Origin of the sequence: Geothrix sp., from assembly GCF_049292215.1 — a bacterium.
In the GTDB taxonomy this organism is placed as follows: domain Bacteria; phylum Acidobacteriota; class Holophagae; order Holophagales; family Holophagaceae; genus Geothrix.
On the sequence record NZ_JBATQW010000029.1, the window covers coordinates 82,613 to 108,067 of the forward strand.

20 protein-coding genes and 1 tRNA gene are annotated in these 25,455 nt (G+C 66.3%); 14 read left to right on the forward strand and 7 right to left on the reverse strand.

Features of this window, described 5'->3' with window-relative positions; translation table 11 throughout:
• Positions 1 to 38: 38 nt before the first annotated feature.
• Both secA and rapZ read left to right on the forward strand, forming a co-directional pair.
• On the forward strand, positions 39 to 2,657 hold the full coding sequence (secA, locus tag WAS25_RS05565) for a preprotein translocase subunit SecA (protein ID WP_422310526.1): 2,619 nt from the start codon (positions 39 to 41) through the stop codon (positions 2,655 to 2,657).
• Positions 2,658 to 2,753: 96 nt separating this feature from the next.
• The gene (rapZ, locus tag WAS25_RS05570) at positions 2,754 to 3,605 is read left to right on the forward strand and encodes an RNase adapter RapZ (protein ID WP_422310527.1); all 852 of its coding nucleotides are present in this window, start codon (positions 2,754 to 2,756) and stop codon (positions 3,603 to 3,605) included.
• A gap of 9 nt (positions 3,606 to 3,614) precedes the next feature.
• Here the strand turns inward: rapZ and WAS25_RS05575 are convergent, their stop codons facing one another.
• Both WAS25_RS05575 and WAS25_RS05580 read right to left on the reverse strand, forming a co-directional pair.
• Positions 3,615 to 4,736: a saccharopine dehydrogenase family protein gene (locus WAS25_RS05575; RefSeq protein WP_422310528.1), complete on the reverse strand. Its 1,122-nt coding sequence runs from the start codon at positions 4,734 to 4,736 to the stop codon at positions 3,615 to 3,617.
• A 113-nt stretch (positions 4,737 to 4,849) separates the two neighbouring features.
• Complete coding sequence (locus WAS25_RS05580; RefSeq protein ID WP_422310529.1) at positions 4,850 to 6,271, reverse strand: APC family permease; 1,422 nt, start codon at positions 6,269 to 6,271, stop codon at positions 4,850 to 4,852.
• A 47-nt stretch (positions 6,272 to 6,318) separates the two neighbouring features.
• On the opposite strand from WAS25_RS05580, the gene mltG reads away from it, so the two are divergent.
• A complete protein-coding gene (mltG, locus tag WAS25_RS05585) occupies positions 6,319 to 7,338 on the forward strand; it encodes an endolytic transglycosylase MltG (protein WP_422310530.1) in 1,020 nt (339 codons plus the stop codon).
• Complete coding sequence (locus tag WAS25_RS05590) at positions 7,328 to 8,110, forward strand: TlyA family RNA methyltransferase (protein ID WP_422310531.1); 783 nt, start codon at positions 7,328 to 7,330, stop codon at positions 8,108 to 8,110. The genes mltG and WAS25_RS05590 overlap by 11 nt, the downstream gene beginning before the upstream one ends.
• An 18-nt stretch (positions 8,111 to 8,128) precedes the next feature.
• Here the strand turns inward: WAS25_RS05590 and WAS25_RS05595 are convergent, their stop codons facing one another.
• Positions 8,129 to 9,694 (reverse strand): aldehyde dehydrogenase family protein, encoded by a 1,566-nt coding sequence (locus WAS25_RS05595; protein WP_422310532.1) that lies wholly within the window; start codon positions 9,692 to 9,694, stop codon positions 8,129 to 8,131.
• A gap of 114 nt (positions 9,695 to 9,808) precedes the next feature.
• Here WAS25_RS05595 and WAS25_RS05600 point away from each other — a divergent pair, with 114 nt between their 5' ends.
• The 7 genes from WAS25_RS05600 to WAS25_RS05630 all read left to right on the forward strand — a co-directional run bounded on the left by WAS25_RS05600 (position 9,809) and on the right by WAS25_RS05630 (position 16,666).
• Positions 9,809 to 10,558, forward strand: a complete 750-nt coding sequence (locus WAS25_RS05600; RefSeq protein ID WP_422310533.1) for a site-2 protease family protein — start codon at positions 9,809 to 9,811, stop codon at positions 10,556 to 10,558.
• Positions 10,559 to 10,561: 3 nt separating this feature from the next.
• Positions 10,562 to 11,554 carry a tryptophan--tRNA ligase gene (trpS, locus tag WAS25_RS05605; protein WP_422310534.1) on the forward strand — a complete coding sequence of 331 codons (993 nt, stop codon included), beginning with the start codon at positions 10,562 to 10,564 and terminating at the stop codon, positions 11,552 to 11,554.
• 77 nt (positions 11,555 to 11,631) lie between these two features.
• A tRNA-Lys gene (locus WAS25_RS05610) sits at positions 11,632 to 11,708 on the forward strand.
• 171 nt (positions 11,709 to 11,879) lie between these two features.
• The gene (locus WAS25_RS05615) at positions 11,880 to 12,776 is read left to right on the forward strand and encodes a proline dehydrogenase family protein (RefSeq protein WP_422310535.1); all 897 of its coding nucleotides are present in this window, start codon (positions 11,880 to 11,882) and stop codon (positions 12,774 to 12,776) included.
• Positions 12,777 to 12,873: 97 nt separating this feature from the next.
• On the forward strand, positions 12,874 to 13,062 hold the full coding sequence (locus tag WAS25_RS05620) for a hypothetical protein (protein ID WP_422310536.1): 189 nt from the start codon (positions 12,874 to 12,876) through the stop codon (positions 13,060 to 13,062).
• 86 nt (positions 13,063 to 13,148) lie between these two features.
• Positions 13,149 to 15,035: a mechanosensitive ion channel domain-containing protein gene (locus WAS25_RS05625; RefSeq protein ID WP_422310537.1), complete on the forward strand. Its 1,887-nt coding sequence runs from the start codon at positions 13,149 to 13,151 to the stop codon at positions 15,033 to 15,035.
• Entirely contained in the window at positions 15,035 to 16,666 is a 1,632-nt protein-coding gene (locus tag WAS25_RS05630) for an ABC-F family ATP-binding cassette domain-containing protein (RefSeq protein WP_422310538.1), read from the forward strand. The genes WAS25_RS05625 and WAS25_RS05630 overlap by 1 nt, the downstream gene beginning before the upstream one ends.
• Here the strand turns inward: WAS25_RS05630 and WAS25_RS05635 are convergent.
• Entirely contained in the window at positions 16,663 to 17,565 is a 903-nt protein-coding gene (locus tag WAS25_RS05635) for a pseudouridine synthase (protein ID WP_422310539.1), read from the reverse strand. The two genes, WAS25_RS05630 and WAS25_RS05635, sit on opposite strands and share 4 nt — an antisense overlap.
• A gap of 40 nt (positions 17,566 to 17,605) precedes the next feature.
• Complete coding sequence (locus WAS25_RS05640; protein WP_422310540.1) at positions 17,606 to 19,141, reverse strand: methyl-accepting chemotaxis protein; 1,536 nt, start codon at positions 19,139 to 19,141, stop codon at positions 17,606 to 17,608.
• Positions 19,142 to 19,319: 178 nt separating this feature from the next.
• Between WAS25_RS05640 and WAS25_RS05645 the strand changes: the two genes are divergently transcribed.
• Positions 19,320 to 19,778, forward strand: a complete 459-nt coding sequence (locus WAS25_RS05645; protein ID WP_422310541.1) for a cache domain-containing protein — start codon at positions 19,320 to 19,322, stop codon at positions 19,776 to 19,778.
• 62 nt (positions 19,779 to 19,840) lie between these two features.
• Here the strand turns inward: WAS25_RS05645 and ftcD are convergent, their stop codons facing one another.
• Positions 19,841 to 21,691, reverse strand: coding sequence for a glutamate formimidoyltransferase (ftcD, locus tag WAS25_RS05650; protein ID WP_422310542.1), 1,851 nt, complete (start codon positions 21,689 to 21,691; stop codon positions 19,841 to 19,843).
• Positions 21,692 to 21,756: 65 nt separating this feature from the next.
• Positions 21,757 to 22,668 (reverse strand): 5'-nucleotidase, encoded by a 912-nt coding sequence (locus WAS25_RS05655; protein ID WP_422310608.1) that lies wholly within the window; start codon positions 22,666 to 22,668, stop codon positions 21,757 to 21,759.
• Positions 22,669 to 22,690: 22 nt separating this feature from the next.
• On the opposite strand from WAS25_RS05655, the gene WAS25_RS05660 reads away from it, so the two are divergent.
• Positions 22,691 to 23,725 carry a cysteine desulfurase family protein gene (locus tag WAS25_RS05660; protein ID WP_422310543.1) on the forward strand — a complete coding sequence of 345 codons (1,035 nt, stop codon included), beginning with the start codon at positions 22,691 to 22,693 and terminating at the stop codon, positions 23,723 to 23,725.
• 34 nt (positions 23,726 to 23,759) lie between these two features.
• A complete protein-coding gene (locus tag WAS25_RS05665; RefSeq protein WP_422310544.1) occupies positions 23,760 to 25,445 on the forward strand; it encodes an aspartate:alanine exchanger family transporter in 1,686 nt (561 codons plus the stop codon).
• The last annotated feature ends 10 nt before the right edge of the window (positions 25,446 to 25,455 follow it).

A 25,455-nucleotide genomic window follows, 5' to 3' on the forward strand; every position in this document is an offset into this window, starting at 1 on the left:
CGCGCTACAATCGATGGTTTACGCGACTGGACGGCTCCATGCTCGACAACTTTCTCAAGAAACTGATCGGCTCCAAGAACGACCGGGAGCTGAAGCGCCTGTGGGGCAAGGTCCAGGCCATCAATGTCCTGGAGCCGGAGATGGCGGCCCTCAGCGATGAGGCCCTGAAGGCCAAGACACCCTACCTCAAGGAGAAGCTGGCGAACGGCGCGACCCTGGAGGAGATCCTCCCCGAGGCCTTCGCCGTGGCCCGCGAGGCCAGCCGGCGCGTCCTCAAGATGCGGCACTTCGACGTGCAGCTGGTGGGTGGCATGGCCCTCCACGAGGGGAAGGTCGCCGAGATGCGCACGGGTGAGGGCAAGACACTCACCGCCACGCTGCCGCTCTACCTCAACGCCTTGGCGGGCAAGGGCGCCCACCTGGTCACGGTGAACGACTACCTGGCTCGCCGCGATGCTGAGTGGATGGGCCGCCTCTACACCTGGCTGGGCCTGAGCGTGGGCATCATCCAGCATGGCCTCGATGACCAGCAACGGCGGGACGCCTACGGCTCCGACATCACCTACGCGACCAACAACGAACTGGGCTTCGACTACCTCCGCGACAACATGAAGTGGGACCTGGACGACTTCACCCAGCGCGGCTTCAACTTCGCGATCGTGGACGAGGTGGACAGCATCCTCATCGACGAGGCCCGCACCCCGCTCATCATCGCGGGCAGCAGCGAAGAGGACACCTCCAAGTACTTCCGCATCGATGCCATCGTCCCCAAGCTCAAGAAGGACACACACTACAAGGTGGACGAGAAGGACCGGCAGGTGATGCTGACGGATGACGGCATCCACTACGCCGAGCAGCTGCTTGGGGTGACGAACCTCTACGATCCCACTAGCATCGAGACCCTGCACGGTCTGAACCAGGCCCTCCTGGCCCACAACCTCTACCGCCTGGATGTGGACTACATGGTCCGCCCCAAGGAAGACGGCAAGGGCATGGAAGTGGTCATCGTGGATGAATTCACGGGTCGGCTCATGCCGGGCCGCCGCTGGTCCAACGGCCTGCATCAGGCCATCGAGGCCAAGGAGGGTGTGGAGGTCAACGCCGAGAACCAGACCCTCGCCACCGTCACCTTCCAGAACTTCTTCCGCATGTACAAGACCCTGGCCGGCATGACCGGCACGGCCGAGACGGAAGCCACGGAACTGCACTCCATCTACAAGCTGGACGTGATCGTGGTGCCCACCAACATGCCCATGGTCCGCAAGGACTTCGCGGACACGGTCTATTCCACCCGCAGCGGCAAGAAGAAGGCCATCGTGGAAGAGATCCGCGAACTCCACGCCAAGGGCCAGCCCATGCTGGTTGGCACGGCCAGCATCGAGAGCAGCGAGGACCTGTCCGACGCCCTCAAGGCCGCCCGCATCCCCCACGTGGTGCTGAACGCAAAACATCACGAGCGGGAGGCCGAGATCGTGGCCCAGGCCGGCCGCAAGGGTGCCGTCACCATCGCCACCAACATGGCGGGCCGCGGCACGGACATCATCCTGGGTGGCAATCCCGAGGGACTCGCCCGGCTGGAGGCCAAGAAGAAGGATATCGCCCTCTACGACGAGGAAGGCTTCGAGACGCCCGAGTTCTCCGCCCTGGTCGAGCAGATGCGCCTGCAGACCGCCGCGGAGCATGAGGAGGTTGTCTCCCTGGGCGGCCTGCACATCCTGGGAACCGAACGGCACGAGAGCCGCCGCATTGACAACCAGCTCCGGGGCCGCGCCGGTCGCCAGGGCGATCCCGGCTCGAGCCGCTTCTACCTGTCCCTTGAGGACGACCTGATGCGGATCTTCGGCGGTGACCGCATCAAGAACCTCATGGGCGCCATGGGCATGAACGACGATGAGCCCATCGAGGCTGGCATGGTCACCCGCGCCATCGAGCGGAGCCAGAAACGCGTCGAAACCCACAACTTCGAGATCCGCAAGCACCTGCTCGAATACGACGACGTCATGAACAAGCAGCGCATCTTCTTCTATGGGCTTCGCACCGAGATCCTCAGGGGCAACACCAAGGAATACGTGCTGCGTGTGGCCGCCGAGATCGCCGAGGGCATTGCCAATGACTTCCTGCCGGACAAGGGAGAACGGGACCAGGCTGGCTTCCGGGAACGTGTCGAGCAGCTGTTCACTCTGACCGGGGAGGACGTGGATGCCGTGGGCCAGATGCCCCAGGCCCAGGCCACCCAGGCCCTGGGTGCCCTGGTCCAGCGCTACTACGAAGGCAAGGATGAGCGGCTGGGCGGCGAAGGCATGCGCAGCTATGAACGCTGGTCGATCCTGCAGATCATCGACGCGGCCTGGAAGCGCCACCTCCTGGTCATGGACCACCTGAAGGAGGCCATCGGCTTCCGCGGCTACGGCCAGAAGGATCCGCTGGTGGAATACAAGCGCGAGAGCTACGAGTACTTCGAGCAGATGCGCTTCGGCTACGAGGACGAGATCATCTCGTACCTCTACCGCGTGGAGCCCCAGCCGGCCTACGTGCCAGACGAAGACTTCTTCCGCGGCCCCTCGGAAACCTTCGAACTGGGGCCCGACGAGCAGGGCAACCCACCCGAAGGCATCCAGCGGGTGCTTCGCTTCACTGCCGGCGGCCTCGAGGATTGATCCTTCCTTCGCGCCTTATTAGCAAAAACGTGGGGGCCGGCAGGCCCCCGCGTTTTGCTGGAGGCAGGCCCTTCGGGCCTGCTAGGGTCTTGAGGTATGGAACTCATCGTCGTCACGGGGCTCTCCGGAGCCGGCCGCCACTCGGTGCTCGGTGCGCTGGAGGACACGGGCTGCACGGCCCTGGACAACGTTCCACCCAGGCTGCTGGAACCCCTCCTCGAGCTGGAGGCCAAGCTGCAGCCCCATCGGGAACGGCTGGTCGTGGGCATGGACAGCCGCCAGGCGGATTTCCCCCAGGAGTTCGGCCCGCTGCTGGAGCGCCTCCGCATCGGCAACGTGCCCGTGCAGGTGGTCTTCGTGGAGGCCTCGGAGGAGGTTCTGCTGCGTCGCTTCTCCGAGACCCGCCGCCCCCACCATCTGGCCCTGCTGGGCACGGCGGGCGAGGGCATCCAGCGGGAGCGGGAGCTGCTGGCCCCCATCCGGGCCCTGGCCACGACCATCCTGGACACCAGCCAGCTCACGCTCTCGGAGCTCCGGCTGCGCATCGCGGCACTCGTGCCCCAGTTGCCCGCCCGCAACACGGCCGTTCGCCTGCTCAGCTTCGGGTTCAAGCGCGGCATCCCGCCGGATGTGGACGTGATCCTGGATGCCCGCTTCTTGCCCAACCCCTACTATGTCGAGGCGCTGAAGCCCCTCACGGGCCGCGACTGGCCCGTTCAGGAGTTCCTGCTGGAGGCGCCCGAGTTCAGAGAATTCCTGGAGCGTGCCGAGTCCTGGCTCCGCTGGTCACTCCCGCTGGTGCAGCAGGAGGGCCGCGCCTACCATACCCTGGCCATCGGGTGCACCGGCGGCCAGCACCGCTCCGTGGCCCTGGTGGAGATGCTGGCCCACCGGCTCAGGGGCGAGGTGGCGGCGCTGACCGTTCGGCACCGGGAGCTGGAAGGCTGAGGTTCAGGCTCAGCCCTCGGTGAACACCACGCCGCGCTTGGCCATGTCCTCACGGATGAAGGTCCAGGCGCCGGGCTCTTGGCCCACAAACTCCGGCGGGCTGATGCCCTTGCGGCTGAACCCGCCCTTCGCCAGCAGGCGTACGGCCGCCGTGCAGGTGTAGCCCGTGGTGCGGGCCATGGAGGTGGTCTTTGTGGCCCGGTCGTAGCGGTCCAGCAGATTCAACTGGTGGCGCACGGGGCGCCCGTCCTTCTCGCCCTCCACCGTGACCCGCATGACCGTGAAGTCCTCGTCGCCCTCTTCCATGAACCACATGGGGAAGAGCAGGGCCGTGGTCAGGTCGAGGGGGCTGATCTCCACGCCCGCCACCCGGATCTTCTCCTTGTTGAAGAAGCCGGATTCCCGGAGCATGCGCATCTTCTCGATGTGGCCGGGGTAGCGCAGGGTCTTCTCCTTCATGTCGGGGATGCCGGGGAAGCTCTTGATGAGGCTGCGAAGGCCGTCGGTATTGAAGGATTCCAGGGTGCCCAGCCCGGGGAAATCCAAGAGCTCCGGTTCCGAGAGGGCCGGGAAGACCACGACCTTCCCATCCTTTACGTAACGCGTGGGGCGGGTGTATTCCTCGATGACGTCGATGGGGCTGAAGCCGGCCTTGTACTCGTAGGGCCAGTTGCGGATCACGGGGAGGCCGCCCACCAGGGTCTCGAAGCTGGTGATGCGGTCCCACTGGCGGGAGAGGTCGCCCAGGATGATGTTGTGGCAGCCCGGCGCGATGCCGCAGTCCACGATGGCGGTCAGGTTCTGCTGTTTTGCCAGAGCGTCCAGCTCGAAGCAGTCCTCGTCGAAGAAAGAGATGTCCACCAGGGGCTTGCCAGCCTCCAGCACGGCCTTGGCCGTGGCGAAGCCCATGAAGCCCGGCACAGAGCCCACCACCAGGTCCGCGCCCGCCACGGCGGCTTTCACGCCATCAGGTGTGGACAGGTCGGCGGCCAGGGTGGTGAGGCCCGCGGCCTGCATGCGAGCCAGGGCGGCTTCAGAGCGGTCCGCGACCGTGACCTTGAAATCGGGGGCCAGGTCCTTGGCCATGGCCCCGCCCACGCGGCCGGCTCCGAGAACGACGACATGCTTCATGGCAGTCCCCCTTTGGTCTGTTTGCTTGCTGGATTATCCCTGGGATGTCGCCCATCCAAGGGCTGATCCGGGACTTTCTTGACAGATTGTCCAGGGCGCAGGAGGGACTTGGACTACTCGGCGGCTGCGACCCGCGGCTTCACCGCGAAGTAGACGGGCCAGCCCAGGGCCACCAGGATCAGGCCCGGCCAGGAGTAGCTGGGCCGGTGGATGAAGAGGGCGCCGACGATGGCGCAGGCCCCCACCAGGTAGAGGGCGGGCACCACCGGATAGCCCCAGACGCGCACGGGGCGCTCCAGGTCGGGGCGGCGCCAGCGCAGCAGGAAGACGCCGCCCACGGTGAAGACGTAGAAGAGGATCGTCGGCAGCATGACGAAGTCCAGCAGTTGGCCGTAGGTGCCCGTGAGGGTGAGCAGGCAGGTCCAGAGCGCCTGGATCCACAGTCCGAAGGCCGGCACGCCATGGGCGTTCAGCGATGCGGCGCTGGGGTAGAACAGACCGTCCTCGGCCATGCGCTGGTAGACCCTTGCTCCCGACAGCACCAGGCCGTTCAGGCAGCCGAACATGGAGATGAGGATACTGCCCGCCATGATGAGACCGCCGCCGGAGCCCAGCAGGGCCTGCAGGGCGGCGCTACCCACGCGATCCTGGGGTGCGTTGGCGATGCCCGTGGGGCCCAGCACCTTCAGATAGGCGGCGTTGGCCAGCACGTAGAGGCCGCAAACCAGTGTGGTGCCGATGAGCAGGGAGAAGGGGATGGTCCGCTCGGGCTCCTTCACTTCGCCGGCGATGAAGGTGATGGCGTTCCAGGCGTCCGCCGAGAACATGCTGCCGGTCTGCACCACCAGCAGGGCCGTCAGGAAGGGCAGGGCGGCGGAGCCATCCAATGGGAGGAATGGGGTCTGGACCGCGGCCACCGGGGGCTTCAGGAACAGGCCCAGAAGGATGAGCACCGCCAGTCCGCCGATCTTGGCGACGGTGAAGAGGTTCTGGATTCGGGCGCCCAGCTTGACGCCGTAGAGGTTCACGGCGCTGAGGAACAGCACCACGGCGATGGCCGAGAGCCGGGAGGGCGTCAGGCCCAGGTGGTACGGCCCCACCGCGATGCTCTGCGTGACCTGCCACAGGGGCACGTCCAGGTGGGGGCCGAGCCAGGCGGTGTCCGTGACTGCCGGAAAGAAGGACCCCAGGTACTTCCCGAAGCCCACGGCCACGGCGGCGATGGTGCCGCACTCGATGACCACGAAGAAGGTCCACCCGTAGAGGAAGCCCGTGGCGGCACCGTAGGTCTCACGGAGGTACGTGTACTGGCCGCCAGCCTTGGGAAACATCCCGGCCAACTCACCGTAGCTCAGGGCCGCGAAGAGGGTCAGCACCGCGGTGAGGCCCCAGGCCGCCATCAGGAAGCCGCCTGACCGACCGGTGCGCACCATGTCCGCAGCAACAATAAAGACACCACTGCCAATCATGGAGCCGGCGATGAGCATAGTGGCTGAGAACAGGCCGAGGTGACGGCGGTAGCCGGTGGCGTGCATAAGTTCCTTGGGTAGATCGAATCACGCTACCACGGCATTCTGGAGCCATGGCTCGCTCCTCGGTCTCTCTCCGGCTCTTCGTGGCCATCCTGGTCTTGGCCGCCCTGCCGGTGCTCGGTGGGTGGTGGGCCTGGAAACGCCAGGGGCCGCTACAGCAGGAGGCCACGGTCCTGGTGAAGAAGGGCACGAGCATCAACCAGATGGCGGACCAGCTGGAGCGCGAGGGGGTTATCCGCTCGGCCTCGCTGTTCAAGCTCTGGGCCCGGGCCCGGAAGCTGCAGCTCATCCGTGGCGAGTACACCTTCACGCCCCAGGCCAGCCTCTCGGAGGTGGCGAGCAAGCTGCGGCGGGCGGAGATCCACTACACCACCGTGTCCATTCCGGAAGGCGCCCACGCGTGGTCCGTGCAGAAGCGCCTGAAGGACTTCGTTCCGGAGGAGGTCTTCTGGACCCTCTGGAAGAGCCCGCGGCTGGCCCGGACCGCCGGCTTCGAGAAGGCCGAGACCCTGGAGGGCCTGGCGGCCCCCGCCACCTACAAGCTGCACCATGCCATGGAACCCGAGGAGGTCATGCTCATGCTGGTGGAGGCCTTCCGCAACCAGGTCCGGCCCAAGCTGGAGGGTGGCCCGCTGCCCCCCTACGAGACGCTGATCCTGGCGAGCCTGGTGGAGAAGGAGACCAAGCTGGCCGAGGAACAACCCAGGGTGGCCGGCGTCTACAAGAGGCGCCTGGACATCGGCATGCGCCTGCAGTGCGACCCCACCAGCCTCTACGCCCGCTGGCTCCTTGGCGACCTCCGGTTCACGGCCCCGCTGGTGGAGGACATCCGGCGCTCCCACCGCTTCAACACCTACGCTGTGGCAGGCCTGCCACCGACCCCCATCGCCATCCCCAGCCCCTCGGCCATCACCGCCGCCAAGGCGCCCCTGGCCGGGAAGGACCTCTACTTCGTGGCCACCGGCAAGGGCGGCCATAGCTTCGCGCCCAGCCTGCGCGACCACAACAAGAACGTGGGCGTGTACCGTAAGGAAATCGCCCGGCAGAAGAAAGTGGCCCGTGGCTACTAAGCTACGCCTGGATCTGCTGCTGGTGCAGCTGGGCCTGTGCGAGACGCGCGCCAAGGCTCAGGCCCGCATCCTCGCGGGGGATGTCCTGGTGGAGGATCGCCCCGTCACCAAGGCTGGCACCGCCGTGGACGAGGCCGCGACCATCCGCCTGCGCGGGGAGGCGCTGCCCTTCGTGAGCCGGGGCGGGCTAAAGCTGGCCGGGGCCCTCGATCTCTGGGGCATCGATCCGGCGGAACTCACATGCTTCGATGCCGGCTCGAGCACCGGCGGCTTCACGGACTGCTTGTTGCAGCGGGGCGCGGCGAAGGTCTACGCGGTGGACGTGGGCACCAACCAGCTGCACTGGAAACTGCGCAGCGATCTCCGCGTGGTCTCCATGGAGCAGGTGAACCTGCGCACCTGGGATCCGGCCTGCATCCCGGAACGCTGCCACCTGCTGGTGGCGGACCTGAGCTTCATTTCGCTGCGTCTGGCCATTCCGCCGGTGCTGCCCAGCCTCGTGCCGGGGGCCGAGGCGGTGCTGCTGGTGAAGCCGCAGTTCGAGGCCGGCAGAGAGGACGTGGGTTCCGGTGGCATCGTGCGTGATGCGGCGGTGCACCGGCGCGTCCTGGTCGATACCTGGGCCTTCTTCGCTGAAACGGAGCTTCGCCCACAGACCATGGGCGTGAGCCCCATCAAGGGTGGCGAGGGCAACGTCGAGTTCCTGATGCGGCTCAGATTGGGTGAGGCGCCCGGGGACCTAGGCGCTGCCTTGGCCGGGCTGGATCTCTGAGTTTCAGGGAGAGTGGGCCTAGAGGCTGTCCCAGTCGGTCTTGAGGGTGGCAACCACGGGTTCCGGAGCTTTGGTCCCGGTGATCGGAGCCCATCCGCCCTCGCCCTGCGCGGACATCCACCGCGTGAACCCGTCGAGGACGGGCTGACAGCCCGAGTAGGTGCCGTGGCCGGTGAAGGACAGCAGGGTGGTCCGGTCGTCGAGGGTTGTGTTGACGCGGGCGATGTCGGTCCGGCCCGTCCGCTGGAACAGCTCGATGTGAGCGGGTTCCCGGGTGTAGAGGCTGACCGTGGCGCCCGAGGCGGAGTCGGCGATCCAGCCCAGGGCCTCGCCCAGGTCTTGGAACGTGCAGAGGTTCACCGTGGGGCCCGTCACCTGGTGGCGGAACAGCCCCATGTCGGGTGTCACGCCCTCCCAGACGCAGGGCTGCATGTAGGCACCGTGGGCGATGTCGCCCTTCACCTGGTCTGTGCGGTTGGCCTCGGTCCACTGGGCGCCGCCGCTGAGCAGTGTGGCGCCCTGGGCCAGCCCCAGCTCCCAGTGCTCGCGGAACGCCGTGGCCGCGCGGGCATTGATCATGGGTCCGTAGGTCACCTCCGGATGCGTCAGGGGGTTGCCCACCGCCAGCGCGGCGACGCGGTCCAGGAGTCGCTGTTTGAACCCCGCGGCGCAAGCCTCATGCACGAGGAAGTTGACCAGGCCGATGGGGCGCTGGCCCGCCTGTCCGAAGGCGGCCTGGACGGCGTCGTCCGCGGCCCGGTCCAGGTCCGCATCCGGCATGACCACCAGGCTGCCTTTCCCTACCAGGTCCAGGCTCGGCAGGATCAGGTTCCGGCCGCAGGCCTCCCCCACGATGCGTCCCAGGGAGGCGGAGCCCACGAAGCTGAAGGACTGGAAGTGCCCCTTGTCGATTCCCGCCAGGAAGTGCTTGCCGCAGCCGGCCCGGCCCCTGCCGTTGACGGTGTTCACCACGCCGGGCGGCAGGCCCGCCTCAAGCATGGCTCGCAGGAGGAGGTAGGCGGCGGTGGGGGCGTTGTCGCTGGGCTTCCAGACGACGGTGTTGCCGCAGAGGATGGCGGGCAGGATCTTGCCGGCGGGGGCGGCCAGGGGGGAGCTGCCCGTGGCGAGGACTCCACAGACGCCCACGGGCCGACGGCACGGACCGGCACCCGCCGAAAGGGCCTGGGCTCCGACGGCGGCCGCGAAGAAGGCACAGGCGTCGATGGCCTCCTGGACATCCCCCAGGGCCTCCCGGGGGGTCATGCCCACCTCGCGGGTGATGATGCGGGCCAGCTTGTCCCGGTGGGTGGTCAGGATGCCAGCCGTGCGGAGCACGATGGCCTCCCGGGCCGGGAAGGGCGTCCCGGACCAGGCGGGAAAGGCGTCCGCGGCGGCCTTGGCAGCCCGGGCCACATCCTTCTCGCCGCTGTCGGGGAACATGCCAACCAGATCCCGGCTGTCCACGGCGGACTTGGACTGGATCAGAGAGAGGTCGCCTTCGACCTCCTTGCCATTGATCAGGTTGAACCCAATGACGCTTTTCCCCGCGGCAGCGGCATGGGGCGAGTTGGCTTTGACATACATGCCTGGCTCCGGATCGGGGATGGACAAGCATAACCAGAGCCAGCACTGCCTCTGCAGGCCATCCCCCCGTTCATCGGCCTCCACCCTGTAGACTGGAATATTGCCGGAGTCCGGGTGTTCGACAGCCTTTCCATCCCCACCATCCTCGTCAGCTACGTGGCCCTGCTGTTCAGCCTCAGCGTGCACGAGGCCAGCCATGCCACGGCCGCCTACTGGCTTGAGGACGACACGGCGGCGCGACTGGGGCGCATGACGCTCAATCCCTTGGCTCACATCGATCCCCTGGGCACGGTGGTCTTCCCGCTCCTGGGCATGGCCACCGGCTTCCCCTTCATCGGCTGGGCCAAGCCCGTGCCCGTGGATCCAAGGAATTTGACCCGCCGCTTCAGCCAACGGGAGGGCTATGCGTTGGTGGCTGCGGCCGGTCCGGCTTCCAACCTCATTCAAGCCTTGGTTTTCCTCTTCCTGCTGCTTGGCCTGGTCAAGCTCACCGCGCCGGAACCCGCCATCCAGGCCCCCCTCTTCCTCCATGCCATCTTCATGGGCAGGGTCGAGAGTCTCCAGCCCCTCCATCTGGGCCCCGTCCAGACCTTGGCCCTGGCCCTGTGCGGACGCCTCATCATCATCAACATTGGGCTCGCCCTGTTTAACCTGCTTCCCATGGGGCCTCTGGATGGCGCCGGGATTCTGCGGGGCATGCTGCCCTGGCGCTGGCTGCCCAAGTTCGATCGAATCCAGCCTTGGATGGGCGGCCTTCTGATAGTCCTGGCACTCACGGGAGCTCTTGGTTGGCTGCTCAGCCCGGTGTTCCTTCTGGTCCAGATGGGCCTGCACTTCTTTGCTCGCCTCTTCCTCGGAGCCTGATCCATGCAGCACCGCGTCCTCTCCGGCATCCAGCCTTCGGGCTCCCAGCACATCGGCCACCTGGTGGGGGCCCTGGACAACTTCACTCGGCTGCAGGGCCAGGGCGAGGCCTTCTACATGATCGCGGACTGGCACGCGCTGACCTCGAAGTACGAATCCGTCGAGGAGATCTGGCCGGCCACCCTGGAGCTGACGGCGACCTTCCTGGCGGCGGGCCTGGATCCGAACCGAGCCACGATGTTCGTGCAGAGCCTGGTGAAGGAACACGCCGAGTTGCACTTGCTGCTCTCCATGGTGACGCCGCTCTCCTGGCTGGAGCGTGTGCCCACCTACAAGGAGAAGCTGCAGAACTCCGTGGCGGATCTGGGCAGCTACGGCTTCCTGGGCTATCCGCTGCTGCAGACCGCCGACATCATCATCTACAAGGCCCACAAGGTGCCGGTGGGCGAGGATCAGCTCTTCCACCTGGAACTGGCCCGCGAGGTGGTGCGCCGCTTCAACTTCCTCTTCCAGCGGGAGGTCTTCCCTGAGCCCGAGGCCGTGCTCACCAAGACGCCCAAGGTGCCCGGCCTGGACGGGCGGAAGATGTCCAAGAGCTACGGGAACTGCATCTATCTGCGGGACACCAACGCCGAGATCCTGGAGAAGTGCACCCGCCAGATGGCTTCGGACCCGGCCCGCCTACGTAGGACGGATCCCGGCAATCCCGACATCTGCCCGGTTTTCGAGTTCCACAAGCTGTTCAGCGATGACGCCACCATCCAACTGGTGAACACCGAGTGCCGCCAGGCGGGCATCGGCTGCTTCGACTGCAAGAAGCGGGTCGCCGAGGCCATGACCCGCCGCATCGAGCCGGTGCGGGAGAAGATCGAGGGGCACCTTGCCCGCCCTGGGGACATCGAGTCGGTCCTGCGGGAGGGAAGCGCCAGGGCCCGCTCCGTGGCCGCCGACACCATGGCCGATGTCCGGGAGGCCATGAAGATGCCGGTCCTCTAGGACCACCATTGGCCCTGGATCCGGTGCAGAACCGGCTCTTGCGTTCCGGATCGGCCCTGGTAAACTTTTCTTCTCGTGGTCCCTTAGCTCAGCTGGTTAGAGCATCTGACTCTTAATCAGAGGGTCCCCGGTTCGAGTCCGGGAGGGACCACCAGACCAGGAGCCCGCAGACCAACCTCTGCGGGCTTTTTCGTGCTGTCTACCCTGTCACATCTCGTTCTGGCGGGTGCGTTGTGGATGAGGACGGCCGCTATAATTCCTGATTGAGGAAGCCGCTCCCGATGGGGACACGGACTTGAAAAGCAGGGTTGCCGGGAGGAACACCGTGGATCTGAAACGCGCCATCATCGACCTCATGCCGGGTCCCCTGGTCCGGACCTTCGCCGCCCCCTACATCTCCGGCAAGGGCATCTCCGCCGGTGTCCTGAAGGCCGACGAACTACACTCGAAGCAGGGCATCTGCTCCACCGTGGATCTGCTGGCCGAGGAGGTCTTTAGCCGCGAGGACGTGGAGGCCACGGTGCAGGTCTACCTGCGCATGGTGGAGGCCCTGAAGGATCGCCCCTACGCCAGCATCAGCCTAAAGCCCACCTCCCTGGGCATCAACGAGAGCGAGGACTACTGCCAGGCCAACCTGCGGCGCATCGTCTCCGCTGCCGCGGCTCACTGCATGCACATCACCCTGGACATGGAGGACCGGCACTTCACGGATGTGACGCTGCGGATCTTCAGGAGGCTCCGCGACGAGTTCGACAACTTCGGCATCGTCCTGCAAAGCAGGCTCTACCGTACCTCCGAGGACATCAAGGCCCTTCACGCGAAGCCATGCAAGGTGCGCATCTGCATCGGCATCTACAAGGAGCCCGCCGACGTGGCCCTCCAGGAGAAGCCGGACATGAAGGACAAGCTCTTCGAGCATGTCCAGCTCCTGCTGGAGCACGGCCACTATCCCGAGATCGCCACCCACGACGAGCCCCTGATTCGGCGTTGCATGACCTATCTGGACCAGCGGGGCATCCCGAAGGATGCCTACGAGTTCCAGATGCTGCTGGGCGTGCCCCGCACGGAGCTGCAGCAGGAGATCGTCAAGCGGGGGCAGATCATGCGCCTCTATGTGCCCTTTGCGGAGGACTGGAAGTATGCGGTCCACTACCTCAAGCGCCGTCTCGCCGCCAACCCCGCCATGGCGCTCATGGTCATGAAGAACATGTTCGGCAGCTAGTCCGATCCATCTAGTCCGAATTTTGGGTGTTTGGAAAGGCTGTTTTCGGGAGTATGGTGCTCCCGTGGGATCGTGTCCCACCCATCCGGAGGATTCCATGAAGAAGTTCCTGGCGCTCGCCCTGGTCAGCTCGTTCGCCCTCGTTGCCTTCGCATCCGAGGAGAAGAAGCCCGAGGCCAAGAAGAAGCCCGCCTGTGGCATGGCCTGCTGCGAGAAGAACAAGGCCGCCTCCTGCAAGGACTGCCCTGATTGCGGCAAGAAGAAGGAAGCCCCCAAGAAGGGCTGAAGCCAGCCAAGGCAGCTGTCCAAAGACCCCGGGGCCAGGCCCCGGGGTCTTTTGCGTTCCGGGCCCATTCGTGATTGTCTGGAATCATGAAGATACGTCCCTGGATTCCCGCCCTGGTCCTGATTCTCCTGGCCGCCACGGCCACGGCGGGCTGGATGTGGACGCGCGAGGCCTCGGCTCCCGTGTCCACGGAGTCCGCGGTTGCTGGAAAACCTGCAGGTCTGGCAGGAAGGGGGCTGCGGCGGGCGGCGGCTACCCGGGAGCGACTGGTGGACCAGTCGCCTCTGCTGACCGCACGGAGCCTGGTGCCTCTGGCGACAACCCCCGAAGAGAGGCAGCTGGCCCTTCAGGCGGAGCGCCTTGGCAATCACTCGGTGGATCTGGCCTTCGCGGATGCGCTGCGGAGGGCTGCCACCGCCCAGCCACCCCAAACCCCTGAAATCAAGGAACTGCTGAGCGCCAAGGCCAAGGCCCAGGAGGCCGTGGAGGCGGGCCAGCGGCTGATGCTGCGGCTCACCCGGCAGCTGGCCGTCGCCAGCGGAGCCATGAAGGACACCCTGGAGGACCAGATCGAAGTCGCCAAGGCCCAGTTGGAGCTGGACAGGGATGAACTGGAGACCGCCTCCAGCGATCTTGCCAAGGCCGGCGGGGATCCTCAGGCCAAGATCAAGCGCCTGAAGGAGGCGCACGAAGCGGCTGATCGGGAGTCCTCCCAGGCCATGCTCGAAGCCAAAGCCAACCCCCTGTTCCGGTCGGGCAGCCTGTTGGGACGGATCCTCGAGTGGCGCGCCCAGCGCAGCAAATATGCGCGGCTGGAACAGGCCCGGCTGGAGGCCCAAGCCAAGGGCCAGTCCCTGGCCAAGCGGCGGGCTGAGGTCGAAGCCCAGGCCAGCAAGGAAAAAGATGATCGCGAAGCCGCGAAGTTCTGGGCTGCCAACCTGGTCAAGGAGTCCGCCGCTGCTGGAGGAGGCCCCGGCCGGGACCAGGCCAGGTCCGCCGTGTCCTACCTACAGCAATATGGCGAGGTCCAATACCGGCTCGCCACCATGGCCCGCCGGGTCCAGGACCAGCAGGCCCTGGCGGACACCTACGGCAATTGGCTGGGGCTGGTGGACGGATACCGGAACGCCGCCCTCCATCGCGTGCTCACCCAGGTGCTGGTGATCCTGGGACTGGCTGCTCTGGCCTATCTTCTAGGGCTGCTCATCGGCCAGGGCTTCCACCGGATGGACGCCGAGGACCGGGCTTCGGTGAGTGCCCACAAGTCGGTCCTGAAGGTGATCCTGCGGGTAGTCGCGGGCCTGGCAATCCTCCTGCTCGTGCTGGGGGTCCCACCCCAGGCCACCACCGTCTTCGGCCTGGCAGGAGCGGGGCTCACGGTGGCGCTCAAGGATTTCATCGTGGCCTTCTTCGGCTGGTTCATCCTCATGGGGAAGAACGGCATCCGGGTGGGAGACTGGGTGGAGATTCGCGGCGTGGGCGGCGAAGTGGTCGAGATCGGACTGCTCCGCACCGTGATCCTCGAGACGGGCAGCTGGAGCGATGCGGGCCATCCCACGGGCCGCCGAGTCGCCTTCGTGAACAACTTCGCCATCGAGGGGCACTTCTTCAACTTCTCGACCTCGGGAAAGTGGATGTGGGACGAGCTCCGCGTCCTGATCCAGCCAGGGCAGGATCCCTACCCGGTGATCGACGGGGTGCAGCGGCTGGTGGAACAGCAGACCGAGGCCAACGCGAAGCTCGCCGAGGCGGAGTGGCAGCAGACGGCGGCGCGGTACCGCGTCAAGGCCTTCACGGCCGTTCCGGGCGTCCAGGTGGTGCCGGGCACCAACGGCATGGAAGTCCGGGCCCGCTACATCACGCGCGCCTTTGAACGCCACGACACGCGGCTCCGGTTGAACCAGGCCGTGGTGGAACTGATGCACGGTCCCCGCGGCGACACGCCAGCACCCCCCAGGAAAGCCGAGGCCTGATGATTTCGTTTTCCAACGTCAGCAAGCAGTACGGCCGGCAGATCCTGTTCATCGAGGCGGACTTCCAGCTGAACCCCGGCGAGAAGGTGGGGTTGGTGGGTCCCAACGGGGCCGGGAAATCCACGCTGTTCCGCATGATCATGGGCGAGGAGTCACCGGACGACGGCTCGGTCACGCTGCCCAAGAAGCTCACCCTCGGCTATTTCCGCCAGGAAGTGGATGAGATGACCGGGCGGCCCGTGCTCGACGAGGCCATCGCCGGCAGCGGGCGCCTCGGGGACCTCCACCACGAGCTGCTGGACCTGGAACACGCCATGTCCGATCCCGAGCGGGGCGATGAGCTGGAGGCCATCCTCGACCGCTTCGGCCACGTCCAGGAGGAGTACCAGCACCTGGGAGGCTACGAGCTGGAAGCCAAGGCCCGGGCCTGCCTCCATGGGCTGGGCTTCGAGGATGCGCAGATCGACGGTGATGTCGGCGCCCTCTCCGGCGGGTGGAAAATGCGCGTCTCCATGGCCAAGGTGCTGCTCGGCAGCTTCGACGTGCTGCTCATGGACGAGCCCACCAACCACCTGGACATCGAGTCCATCCTCTGGCTCGAGAACTACCTCAAGAACGTTCCGGCCACGCTGCTCATGACGAGCCACGACAAGGACTTCATGAACCGGGTGGTCACCAAGGTGCTGGAGATCGATGGCGGCGACATCGTCACCTACAACGGCAACTATGACTTCTACGTGAAGGAGCGCGAGCAGCGGGACGCCAACCAGGAGGCCGCCTACGCCCGGCAGCAGGCCAAGCTGGCCAAGGAACGGCGCTTCATCGAGCGGTTCTCGGCCCATGCCGCCAAGGCCGCCCAGGTGCAGAGCCGCGTGAAGGCCCTGGACAAGATCGAGCGCATCGAACCGCCGAAGCAGCGGCGAGTGGTCAAGTGGGACTTTCGCAGTCCAGGCCGTTCGGGCGATGACGTGGTCATGTTGGAAGGTGTCTGCAAGGCCTACGGCCAACGCCGCATCTACGACAACTTCGCCTTTCACATCCGCCGAGGCGAGCGCTGGTGCGTCATGGGCAAGAACGGCGCCGGCAAGTCCACGCTGCTGAAGATGGTGGCGGGTGCGATCCAGCCGGACTCGGGCGTCGTGAAGCTGGGTGCCAGCCTCAGCCTGGGCTACTTCTCCCAGCAGGCCCTGGACCTGCTGGATCCCGAGTTGACGGTGCTCGAGCAGATGCAGAAGGACTTCCCCATGGAGGGCCTGGGCGTGCTGCGCAACCTGCTGGGCGCCTTCCAGTTTTCCGGGGACGATGTGGACAAGAAGGTCCGGGCGCTGTCGGGTGGTGAGAAATCCCGCCTGGTCATGGGCCGGATGCTCTTCAATCCCCCGAACTTCCTGGTGCTGGACGAGCCCACCAACCATCTGGATCTGGCCACCAAGGAGATGCTCATCGAGGCACTGAAGGATTTCGAAGGCACCATGCTCTTCGTGTCCCACGACCGCACCTTCCTGCGCGGCCTCGCCAACCGTGTGCTGGAACTGGGGGGTGAGGAGCACGAGGGCCCCGTGGTGTTCCAGGGCTCGTACCCGGAATATGTCGAACGCATGGGCCGCGAGGCACCGGGCGTTCACAACTAGGGTCCTCGCAATCCCGGCGGTGGCTGGCAGCTGAGCAGGAGCCTCTTTCCGCTGCGTGGATGGTCCAGCTCCAGCCGGTGGGCGTGGAGCAGGTAGCCGGGGTCGCCGGGCAGGGCCTGTGTGCCTTCCAGGGGGATGCCGCCGGGGCCGTAGAGCGGATCGCCCACCAGGGGATGTCCGGCCCAGGCCAGGTGGATGCGGATCTGGTGGGGACGGCCGGTCCTGATCTCCACATCGAGGAGGGTGCCGTCCTCCCTGCGATCCAGGACGGTCACCTGGCTGAATGAGGAACGTCCCTCGGGATGGAAGGCGTGGAGCTTGCCGAGGGGGGCGTAGGGGACCTCGCCGATGGGGGCTGTGATCTCGAACCCATCGAGGGCAGGATGCCCGGCGCACAGGGCGCGGTAGACCTTGCGGGTGCCCGGGGCCTGGAAGGCGGTCTGGAGGGGTTTCCCGGATGCAGCCTCTGGCGCGAACAGCACGACTCCTGAGGTGCAGCGGCCCAGCCGGTGCATTGGATTGGCCTCGGGATGGCGCCGCCTCACCAGGTTCAGAAGGGTGTGCTCGAGGAACTCCCCGCCACCGGGCAGGGTGGGCAGGCCACTGGGTTTGGCGACGGCGAGCAGATCCTGATCCTCGTAGAGGATGGCCGTGGCCAGGGGGACCTCGGGTTCGATCCAGGGAGGGCGGTGCCAGGCGAGCTGCTGTCCAGTTCTGAGCCGCTCCTCAGGGCCAGCGGGGCGCTCATCGAGGAGGACCTGCCCAGAACCGATCCGCTGCAGCCACTCGTCTTCAGATGCGACTGGGTAGCGGGAGGCCAGGTAGGCGAGCACCATCCGGCCCGAATCGGCGGCCCCGATCTGGTCGAGGTGGCGATGGCCTCCATTCGGGGCGCGCATGGGACTCCTGGGGCCGTGCGGGGATCCGAGCGGCCCAGGATTATCGCAGCTTGAACCGTTGCACGGTTTCCTTGAGGGTCTCGGCCACGCGGGACAGCTCGTCCGAGGTGCGGGCCACCTCATGGACGGTGGCTGCCAGCTGATGGGTGGCCGTAGCGTTCTGATCCAACTGGGAGGCGGTCTGGTTCATGAGGCGTCCCACGCCCTGGCTGGTCTCGGCCTGACCCTGGCTGAGGTCGCCGATGTCGTGGATACTTCCGGACACCGCGGAGATCCGGTCCCGGATGGCCTCTAGATGGTGGAGCGTGACCTCCACGCTGGAAGCTCCTTCGCGCACGGCGTCCTGCATGGCGTGGATGGTCTCCTCGATCTCCTTGGCGCTATGGCCGCTGCGTTCAGCCAGGATGCGCACCTCCTCCGCCACCACGGCGAAGCCCTTGCCCTGGGTCCCGGCCTTGGCCGCCTCGATGGCGGCGTTCAGGGAGAGCAGGTTGGTCTGGCGGGCTAGGCCCTGGATGACCTTCACGGCTTGGACGATGCGTGAGGTGGCCTGCTGGATGGCCTGCATGCCCTGGGCGGTGCCCCGGCCCGTTTCGGCACCCCGGTCCGTATCCTTCACGGCTTCGTCGGTCTTGGCTCCGGTCTGACGGGTGTGGTCGCCCATGGATTCCACATTGGCATCCAGTTGACGGAGGGCCAGCAGGACCGCGCGTCCGGACTCCCGCAGATCCTCGCCCACCCGGGCGGTCTCCTGGACCGTCTGGCTCATCTGCTCCGCGCTGGCGGCGAGCTCCGTGCTGCCGGAGGCCACCTGTTCGGAAGCCTGGCCCATGGCACCTAGGGCGCGGTTGAGGTCGGAGACCATGCCGTTGAACGTCTGGGCCAGCTGGCCGATCTCATCCTGGCTTTCCACATGGGCGTGAACGGTCATGTCCCCGGTCGCCACCCGGCTGATGGACTTGGATAGGTGTTCAAGGGGCGTGAGGATGGTGGTCGTCACCCGGCGGGTCATGATGGCGCTGATGAGGCCTAGCAGGGCCAGCCCGGCCACGATGGAAAGGATGCGGATGTTGCGCTGGGTGCGGTAGAGCTCGGCGGTGGACATGGACACGCCGAAGGACGCCACCAGATCTCCAGCCTTCTTGGCTTTGAAGGCCTCGATCCCGAAGGCGTTGTGGCAGGTGATGCAAGAGTCCTTCAGGCGGCCCTGGCTCAGCACGTAGATCCGGGGGTCGCCGCTGGCGTTCCGGAACTGGCCCACCTTGTATTCAAGGGCGGGGTTGGCCTCGAATAGGGTCATGCTGCCCCGCTCGAAGGCCTCTTCGGTCGAATCACTGGAATACCTCCCCGCGGCCACGCGATGGAAGGTCATTCCCCGCGTGCGGCAGTAGTCCTCCGCATCGGCATGGAACATCGAGCCGGAGGCCACCGCCAGGGAGGTCAGGTGTTCCGTGAAGGCCTTTTCGGCCTGGGCGATCTGGTAGGTGCTGACGCCCCAGATGACCAGACCGAGCAGGGTCGCCAGGGCCAGGGATACTGGCAGGAAGAATTTCAGGGCCAAGCCTTTGCGATTCATGGAAGGACACCCCTGGCAAAAAAGAACGAATTAGGACAGATCCCTTTCGGCCTTGGTCTAGTCCAGGTTGAATTCCGACTGTGGGCGTGGCTGGCACGGCGAATCTCAGGCAGAGGAGCGCCAGGGCCGTTAAGCGACTTGAGCCCCCAGGGGGGGGGCTATCTGCAAGGAGAGACGCATGCGCAAGACAGGGATCATCGTGGCGTTGGCGTTGGCGGCCGTGGTGCCTCTGGCGGCCCAGACCCGCGATCAGGCCAAGGCCTTCGTGAAACAGGCCGTGGAGTTCGCGAAGAAGAACCCCAAGGAGAAATTCCTGGAGGAGGTCTCCGGCGTGAAGGGCCAGTTCCACTTCAACAAGGGCCAGAACAACGATCTCTACATATTCGTCTACGACCTGGAAGGCAAAGTCCTGGCCCACGGGGTGAGGCGCGAGCTGGTGGGGGTGAACCGTTGGACGGCCAAGGATCCGGACGGCAAGTCCTGGATCCAGGATTGGACCAAGCTCGTGAAGGAGAAGGGCAATGGCTGGATCGAATACAAGGAACTGAACCCCTCCCAGAACAACAAGGTCATGAAGAAGGCCTCCTTCGTGGAGCTCTTCAACGGCATGGTCGTCGGGGCCGGCATCTACGAGTAGGCTCTTGGCATCTACGGAACACGGGGGCCTGGCGGCCCCCGTGTTCCGTTATGGAAAAAACGTCAGGCTTTCCTCGCCTTGGCCAGGCGATCCAGCAGCTTCTGGTCGATGTAGGACGTGATCTCCTTTAATCGAGCTCCAGCCTGGCTCAGCAGTCGGTCGCACTCCTGCTGCATCTCCGCGACATAGGCCTCATCCGTGATGTCCTTGAGGTTGATGACCACATTCCAGATGCCGCCGCGCACACCCGCGTAGGCCATCTGGGCGCCCACGGCCGCGTCGGTGATGGAGGCCACCTTGCCCAGGCGCGAGGCCTCCCCGGCCAGTTCCAGGGCTGCGAAGCTGGCCTTGGCGGTATCCAGGGGCACGTCGATGGCCACTTTGAGGCCGGCCTGCATCGCGGCATGGCGGGCGGCCTTCTGTTCAGGGGTGGTATCCGGCAGTCGCCGGGCATCCATGAAGGCGTTGAAGGCATTGGTATCGGCGTCCACGGCCACCATCAGGCGGTCCTTGAGCGCCTGGGCCTGCTCCGCCAGGGCGATGAGCTTGGCGTCCTTCTCGGCATCGGGACCACCCTGGGCCAGGTTCGCCACCATGCTGGCCAGGGCCGCGCCCAGGCTGCCGGCCAGAGCCGCGATGGAGCCGCCGCCCGGGGCTGGCGTGTCGCGGCTGACCTCATCCGTGAGGGCGTGGACCGGCATGGAGACCAGAGCCTTGGGATCGAAGGTGGGCAAGCCCAGGACCTTCTTCTCGACCTCGAAGTGTGCCACGTCGCAGAGGCCCATGGAGAAGACGGCGGTCTGGAGGATGTCGGAGGTCGGAACGCCCGTGGACTTGCCCATGGCCTTCAGGTAGTGCTTGCCGGAGGCCAGCAGGCACTGGAAGGGCACCAGGCCCACGATCTCGCTGCCGGTCACCACGAGGCCGCGCTCGTGGGCGAGGCTGCGGGCCTCCTCCAGCACGGTGTGGGGCGCGGTCTGCTTGTAGTCCGTGAGGTTGATGCTGATCTGGGCGCGGCGGTAGGTGTCCACGTACCAGCCGATGGCTTTGCAGTGGTCGAAGATGCCCCGGCGGCGCACCTTCTGGCCCACGGGATTCGCAGGATCCACGTCGTTCAGGCGCATGAGCTCCGGCAGGTCGTAGCTGTGGGCCTTGGCGCAGTGGTCCACGGTCTCCTGGAAGGTGGTGCCCGTGAAATCGCAGTTGCCGCAGGGGAAGGCGCCCTCGGCGTAGAAGATCAACTCACCCGCCTGGTAGTAGGGCTTCACGCGACCGCGGCGGGCCACGCGGCCCTTCTCGCGCAGTTCGAAGGCGATGTCCGTCGCGTGATCCTTGCTTCCGGAGTTCAGCGTCACGTTGTAGGCCACCAGGAACTCCCGGGCACCCATGATGGTGGCCCCGGCCTGGGCGTTGTAGGGGGCGACGAAATCGGGCTGCCACTGGGGATCCAGCAGCTTCTTCTCCAGGCCTTCGTACTCGCCCCTCCGCACCTCGGCCAGGTTCCGGCGCTCAGGTCGCGAGGCGGCGGCCTCGTAGAGGTAGACCGGAATGGCGAGCTCACGGGCCACGCGCGCGCCAAGGCGGCGCGCCAGCTCGGCGCAGCCCTCCATGGACACGCCTTCCACGGGCACGAAGGGCACCACGTCGGTGGCACCCATGCGGGGATGGGCGCCGCGGTGCTCGCGCATGTCGATGACCTTGGCGGCTTCCCGGATGCAGGCGAAGGCGCCCTCCAGCACGGCCTCGGGCTCGCCCACAAAGGTGATCACCGTGCGGTTGGTATCCGCCCCTGGATCCACGTCCAGCAGCTCGACACCCGCCACGGCGGCGACGGCGTCTGTCACCTGCTTGATCTTCGCGGCATCCCGACCCTCCGAGATGTTCGGCACGCACTCCACCAGCTTGCGGGACATGGTTCCTCCAGACCGGGGCAGTCTACCAGTCCGGTGACTTGATCCAGTTCACGCCGGACAAACCGTCAAGACTCCCGTGGTTCATTTTTCACGCCGCTCACCACGTGACCCGTGGGCCCCACCCGGGAGGCGGTGTCGCAGTAGCCTGTCTGGTCGTCGAAGAAGAAATCGGGCTCGAATTCCCGCAGGAAGTCGGCCTTCTCCAGGCCGCCGAGGAACATGGCCTCGTCCACCTGGATGTTCCAGGCCATGAGGGTGCGGATGGCCCGCTCGTGGGCCGGGGCACTGCGGGCGGTGACCAGGGCGGTGCGGACGCGCATGGGCGCGCCTGCGGCCATGTCCTGCAGCGGGCGCAGGGCCTCCAGCAGGGGCTTGAAGGGCCCCGGGGGCAGGGGGATGGCGGCGCGTTCGATCTCGTGGGCCTGGAAGGCCGCCAGGCCATCCTTGGCATAGACGCGCTCGGCCTCGTCGCTGAACAGCACGGCGTCGCCATCGAAGGCGATGCGGATCTCGTCCGGATGGCGGTCCGCCGCCACGGCGCTGTCGGGATAGACCCGGGCGGCGGCGAAGCCGGCACTGAGAGCAGCCCGCACGTCCTCCTCCTTGGCCGAGAGGAACAAGTTCGCGCCCAAGGAGGTGAGGTAGGGATAGGGATTCCGGCCCCGGGTGAAGACGCCGCGCTCCAACTGGAGCTTCGATTCCTGCGCACTGCGGAAGACCCGCAGGCCGCTCACGGGGTCGTTGCGGGATAGGATCACCACGGCCACACGCGTCTCGTCAGCGGTGTTGAAAGCCAGCAGCTTCTTCACCAGCGGATACGCCACGCCGGGCTTGGCGGGCACGTCCAGGCGCGAGAGCTGGAGGTCCATGTAGGCCCGGTCGTCGCTCTCTTCGAAGACCCGGTTCTCTTCCTCGAAATCGAAGAGGGCGCGGGAGGAGATCGCGACGACGAGCTTGCCTTCCAGGGTATTGGCCATGGCCTCAGGGTACATTGGTCCCATGCCGCGCCTCTATTTCGATGCCAACGCCAGCGCGCCGCCCCATCCGGAGGCGGTGGAGGCGGTGCGGCAGGCCATGGCCGAGGACTGGGCCAATCCCACCAGCACCCACCGGGAGGGCCAGCGGGCAAGGTTCCTCATCGAAGAGGCCCGGCGCGGAATAGCTGGGGCGCTTGCTGTGGCGCCCGGCGAGCTGGTCTTCTGTGCCAGCGCGACGGAGGCCCTGCATCTGCTCCTCCGGGGCCTCCAGCCCGCCCTGTGGGACCGGCCGGCCGCTGTGTTCCCCGGGGAGCACAGCGCCTGCCTGAACCCGCTCCGGGACTGGTCACGGATCAGCTGGCTTCCAGAGGTTCCGCCCGAGTGTGGAACCGTGGTGCAGATGGCCGCCAACAACGAGACCGGCATCCTCTACACCATGCCCGTGGTGCTGGATGCCGTGCGGATCAAGGACTGCGCCCAGGCCTGGGGCAAGCTGCCGGTTGACCTATCGGACTGCGATGCCGCCGTGTTCAGCGGCCACAAGATGGGCGGCCCCCGGGGCGCCGCCCTGCTCTGGATGCGGCCGGGCCTCCCCTGGGAAGCGGTGATGGAAGGTCCCCAGGAGCGCCGGCGCCGCGGGGGCACGGAGGATCTGCCGGCCATCCTGGGACTGGGTTCGGCAGCGCGGCACTTGACGGAGCGTCAACAGATGAACGCGGCACTGGCGCCTCTTCGGGATGCTTTCGAGACGGAAGTCACAACCTGGGGTCGGGACATTGAAGTCATTGGCCTGGGATCGCCGCGCCTGCCCAACACCAGCTGCCTCCTGTTCAGAGGCAGGAACGGCGAGGCTCTGCAAGCCTCGCTGGACCTGGCGGGCTTCGCCGTCAGCACGGGCAGCGCCTGCCACAGTGGCTCGGTGAAGCCCAGCCATGCAATCACTACCTTGGGGTATAGTTTGGAAGAGGCGCGCTCGGTCCTTCGCTTCTCGATGCTTCCGGACGCGCAGCCCAGCGAGGTGGAGGCCCTGGTGGCGGCCATCAAGCTGTTGACATGAAGCCCCGGGGCGCCGCCCCCGAAGCGGAGCAGGCATGATCGAGCAGGTCCTCTTCTTCTTTGCGCACAACCCCCTCCTGATGCTGTTCGCGGTGGTGGCGCTGGGCTATCCCATCAGCAAGCTGCGCATCGCAGGCGCCTCCTTCGGCATCGCCAGCATCCTCTTCGCGGGGATCGCCCTGGGCGCCCTGGTGATGGCGCCGGGCCTGGATCCGGGCCTCAAGAAGGACATCTCCAAGGAGATGAAGCTGGTCTATGAGCTGGGTCTGGCGGTGTTCGTCTACGCCATGGGCCTGTCCATCTCCCACAGCTTCTGGGCCGCCTTCAGCCGCGAAGGCATGAAGAAGAACGCCGTGGTACTGCTGGTGATGCTGACTTCCACGGCCTTCGTCGTGCTGCTGGCCAAGGCCATGGGCTTCAACGCCCGGTACGCCGCCGGCCTGCTCACGGGCAGCTTCACCAACATGCCGGCCCTCGCCGGCGTCATCGAGCGGGTGAAGACCATGACGGGGGTGGGCCCGGTGGAGCTGGCCCAGCCCACGGTGGCCTCGGCCATCGCCTATCCCATCGGTGTGCTGGTCCCCATGCTGATCATCCTGGTCAGCGCAAAGGTCTTCCGCGTGAACCTGCGGGAAGAGGCCGACGGGCTCAAGGACTACCAGACAGGCCACCAGAAGCTGGAGGTCTGGACCCTGCGGGTGACCCAGCCTGAAGCTGTGGCCATGACGAAGCGGGACATCCGCGCCCCCCAGGGGCTGCACGTGGTCTTCGGCCGCGTGCTGCGGAAGGCGGAGCTGCTGATCCCTGGGCCGGATTTCCGCCTCCAGCTGGAGGACCTGGTCACTGTGGTGGGCTCTCCGGAGGACCTGGCCAAGGTCGAAGCGCTCGTCGGTCAGCGGAGCCACGTGGAGCTCGATCGCGACCAGAGCGCCCTCGATGCCACGCGGGTCTTCGTGTCCAGCCGGGACGTGGTGGGAGTCCCTCTGGGTAGGCTCGACCTCATCAACAAGCACGCGGCCATCATCACGCGCGTGCGGAGGGGCGACCTCTGGTTCGTTCCCGATGGCGACACGGTGCTGGAACTCGGTGACCGCGTGCGCGTCACCACGCGGCGAGACAACATCGAGGCCATCGAGGAGTTCTTCGGTGACAGCTACCGCGACCTCAGTGAAGTGAGCTTCCTGACCTTCGCCATGGGGCTCGCCGCGGGCCTGGCCCTTGGCCAGCTGCCCATCCCCCTGAGCCACGGCATCATCTTCAAGCTCGGCTTCGCGGGGGGGCCATTGGCCGTGGCGCTGATCCTGGGCCGCTTCCACCGCATCGGGCCACTGGTCTGGAACTTCCCCTACAGCGCCAACCACACCATCCGCCAGTTCGGCCTAGTACTGTTCGCGGCTGGCATCGGTGTGATTTCGGGCGAGGGGTTCCGGGCCATCGTCTCCCAGAACATCTCGGTGTTGCCGCTCTTCCTGGGCGCGGCGTTTCTCGTCTGCTTCGTGGCGGATTCGCTGACGATGGTGCTCGGCCACAAGCTCTTCGGCATCCCCCTGAACATCATGTTCGGCATCCTGGCCGGCACCCACACCCAGCCCGTGGTGCTCGGCTATGCCAACCACCACACGGGCAATGAGCTGCCCAATGTGGGTTTTGCCACGGTCTATCCCCTGGCCACCATCCTCAAGATCGTGCTGGCCCAGGTGCTGTTGGCCCTGATCCGGTAGTGGGGTTGCC

Excerpts from the sequence above, each read along its gene's own strand:
- secA (WP_422310526.1), top strand. The coding sequence starts at position 39 with ATGCTCGACAACTTTCTCAAGAAACTGATCGGCTCCAAGAACGACCGG.
- rapZ (WP_422310527.1), top strand. The coding sequence starts at position 2,754 with ATGGAACTCATCGTCGTCACGGGGCTCTCCGGAGCCGGCCGCCACTCG.
- WAS25_RS05575 (WP_422310528.1), bottom strand. The coding sequence starts at position 4,736 with ATGAAGCATGTCGTCGTTCTCGGAGCCGGCCGCGTGGGCGGGGCCATG.
- WAS25_RS05580 (WP_422310529.1), bottom strand. The coding sequence starts at position 6,271 with ATGCACGCCACCGGCTACCGCCGTCACCTCGGCCTGTTCTCAGCCACT.
- mltG (WP_422310530.1), top strand. The coding sequence starts at position 6,319 with ATGGCTCGCTCCTCGGTCTCTCTCCGGCTCTTCGTGGCCATCCTGGTC.
- WAS25_RS05595 (WP_422310532.1), bottom strand. The coding sequence starts at position 9,694 with ATGTATGTCAAAGCCAACTCGCCCCATGCCGCTGCCGCGGGGAAAAGC.
- trpS (WP_422310534.1), top strand. The coding sequence starts at position 10,562 with ATGCAGCACCGCGTCCTCTCCGGCATCCAGCCTTCGGGCTCCCAGCAC.
- WAS25_RS05620 (WP_422310536.1), top strand. The coding sequence starts at position 12,874 with ATGAAGAAGTTCCTGGCGCTCGCCCTGGTCAGCTCGTTCGCCCTCGTT.
- WAS25_RS05625 (WP_422310537.1), top strand. The coding sequence starts at position 13,149 with ATGAAGATACGTCCCTGGATTCCCGCCCTGGTCCTGATTCTCCTGGCC.
- WAS25_RS05630 (WP_422310538.1), top strand. The coding sequence starts at position 15,035 with ATGATTTCGTTTTCCAACGTCAGCAAGCAGTACGGCCGGCAGATCCTG.
- WAS25_RS05635 (WP_422310539.1), bottom strand. The coding sequence starts at position 17,565 with ATGCGCGCCCCGAATGGAGGCCATCGCCACCTCGACCAGATCGGGGCC.
- WAS25_RS05640 (WP_422310540.1), bottom strand. The coding sequence starts at position 19,141 with ATGAATCGCAAAGGCTTGGCCCTGAAATTCTTCCTGCCAGTATCCCTG.
- WAS25_RS05645 (WP_422310541.1), top strand. The coding sequence starts at position 19,320 with ATGCGCAAGACAGGGATCATCGTGGCGTTGGCGTTGGCGGCCGTGGTG.
- ftcD (WP_422310542.1), bottom strand. The coding sequence starts at position 21,691 with ATGTCCCGCAAGCTGGTGGAGTGCGTGCCGAACATCTCGGAGGGTCGG.
- WAS25_RS05655 (WP_422310608.1), bottom strand. The coding sequence starts at position 22,668 with ATGGCCAATACCCTGGAAGGCAAGCTCGTCGTCGCGATCTCCTCCCGC.
- WAS25_RS05660 (WP_422310543.1), top strand. The coding sequence starts at position 22,691 with ATGCCGCGCCTCTATTTCGATGCCAACGCCAGCGCGCCGCCCCATCCG.
- WAS25_RS05665 (WP_422310544.1), top strand. The coding sequence starts at position 23,760 with ATGATCGAGCAGGTCCTCTTCTTCTTTGCGCACAACCCCCTCCTGATG.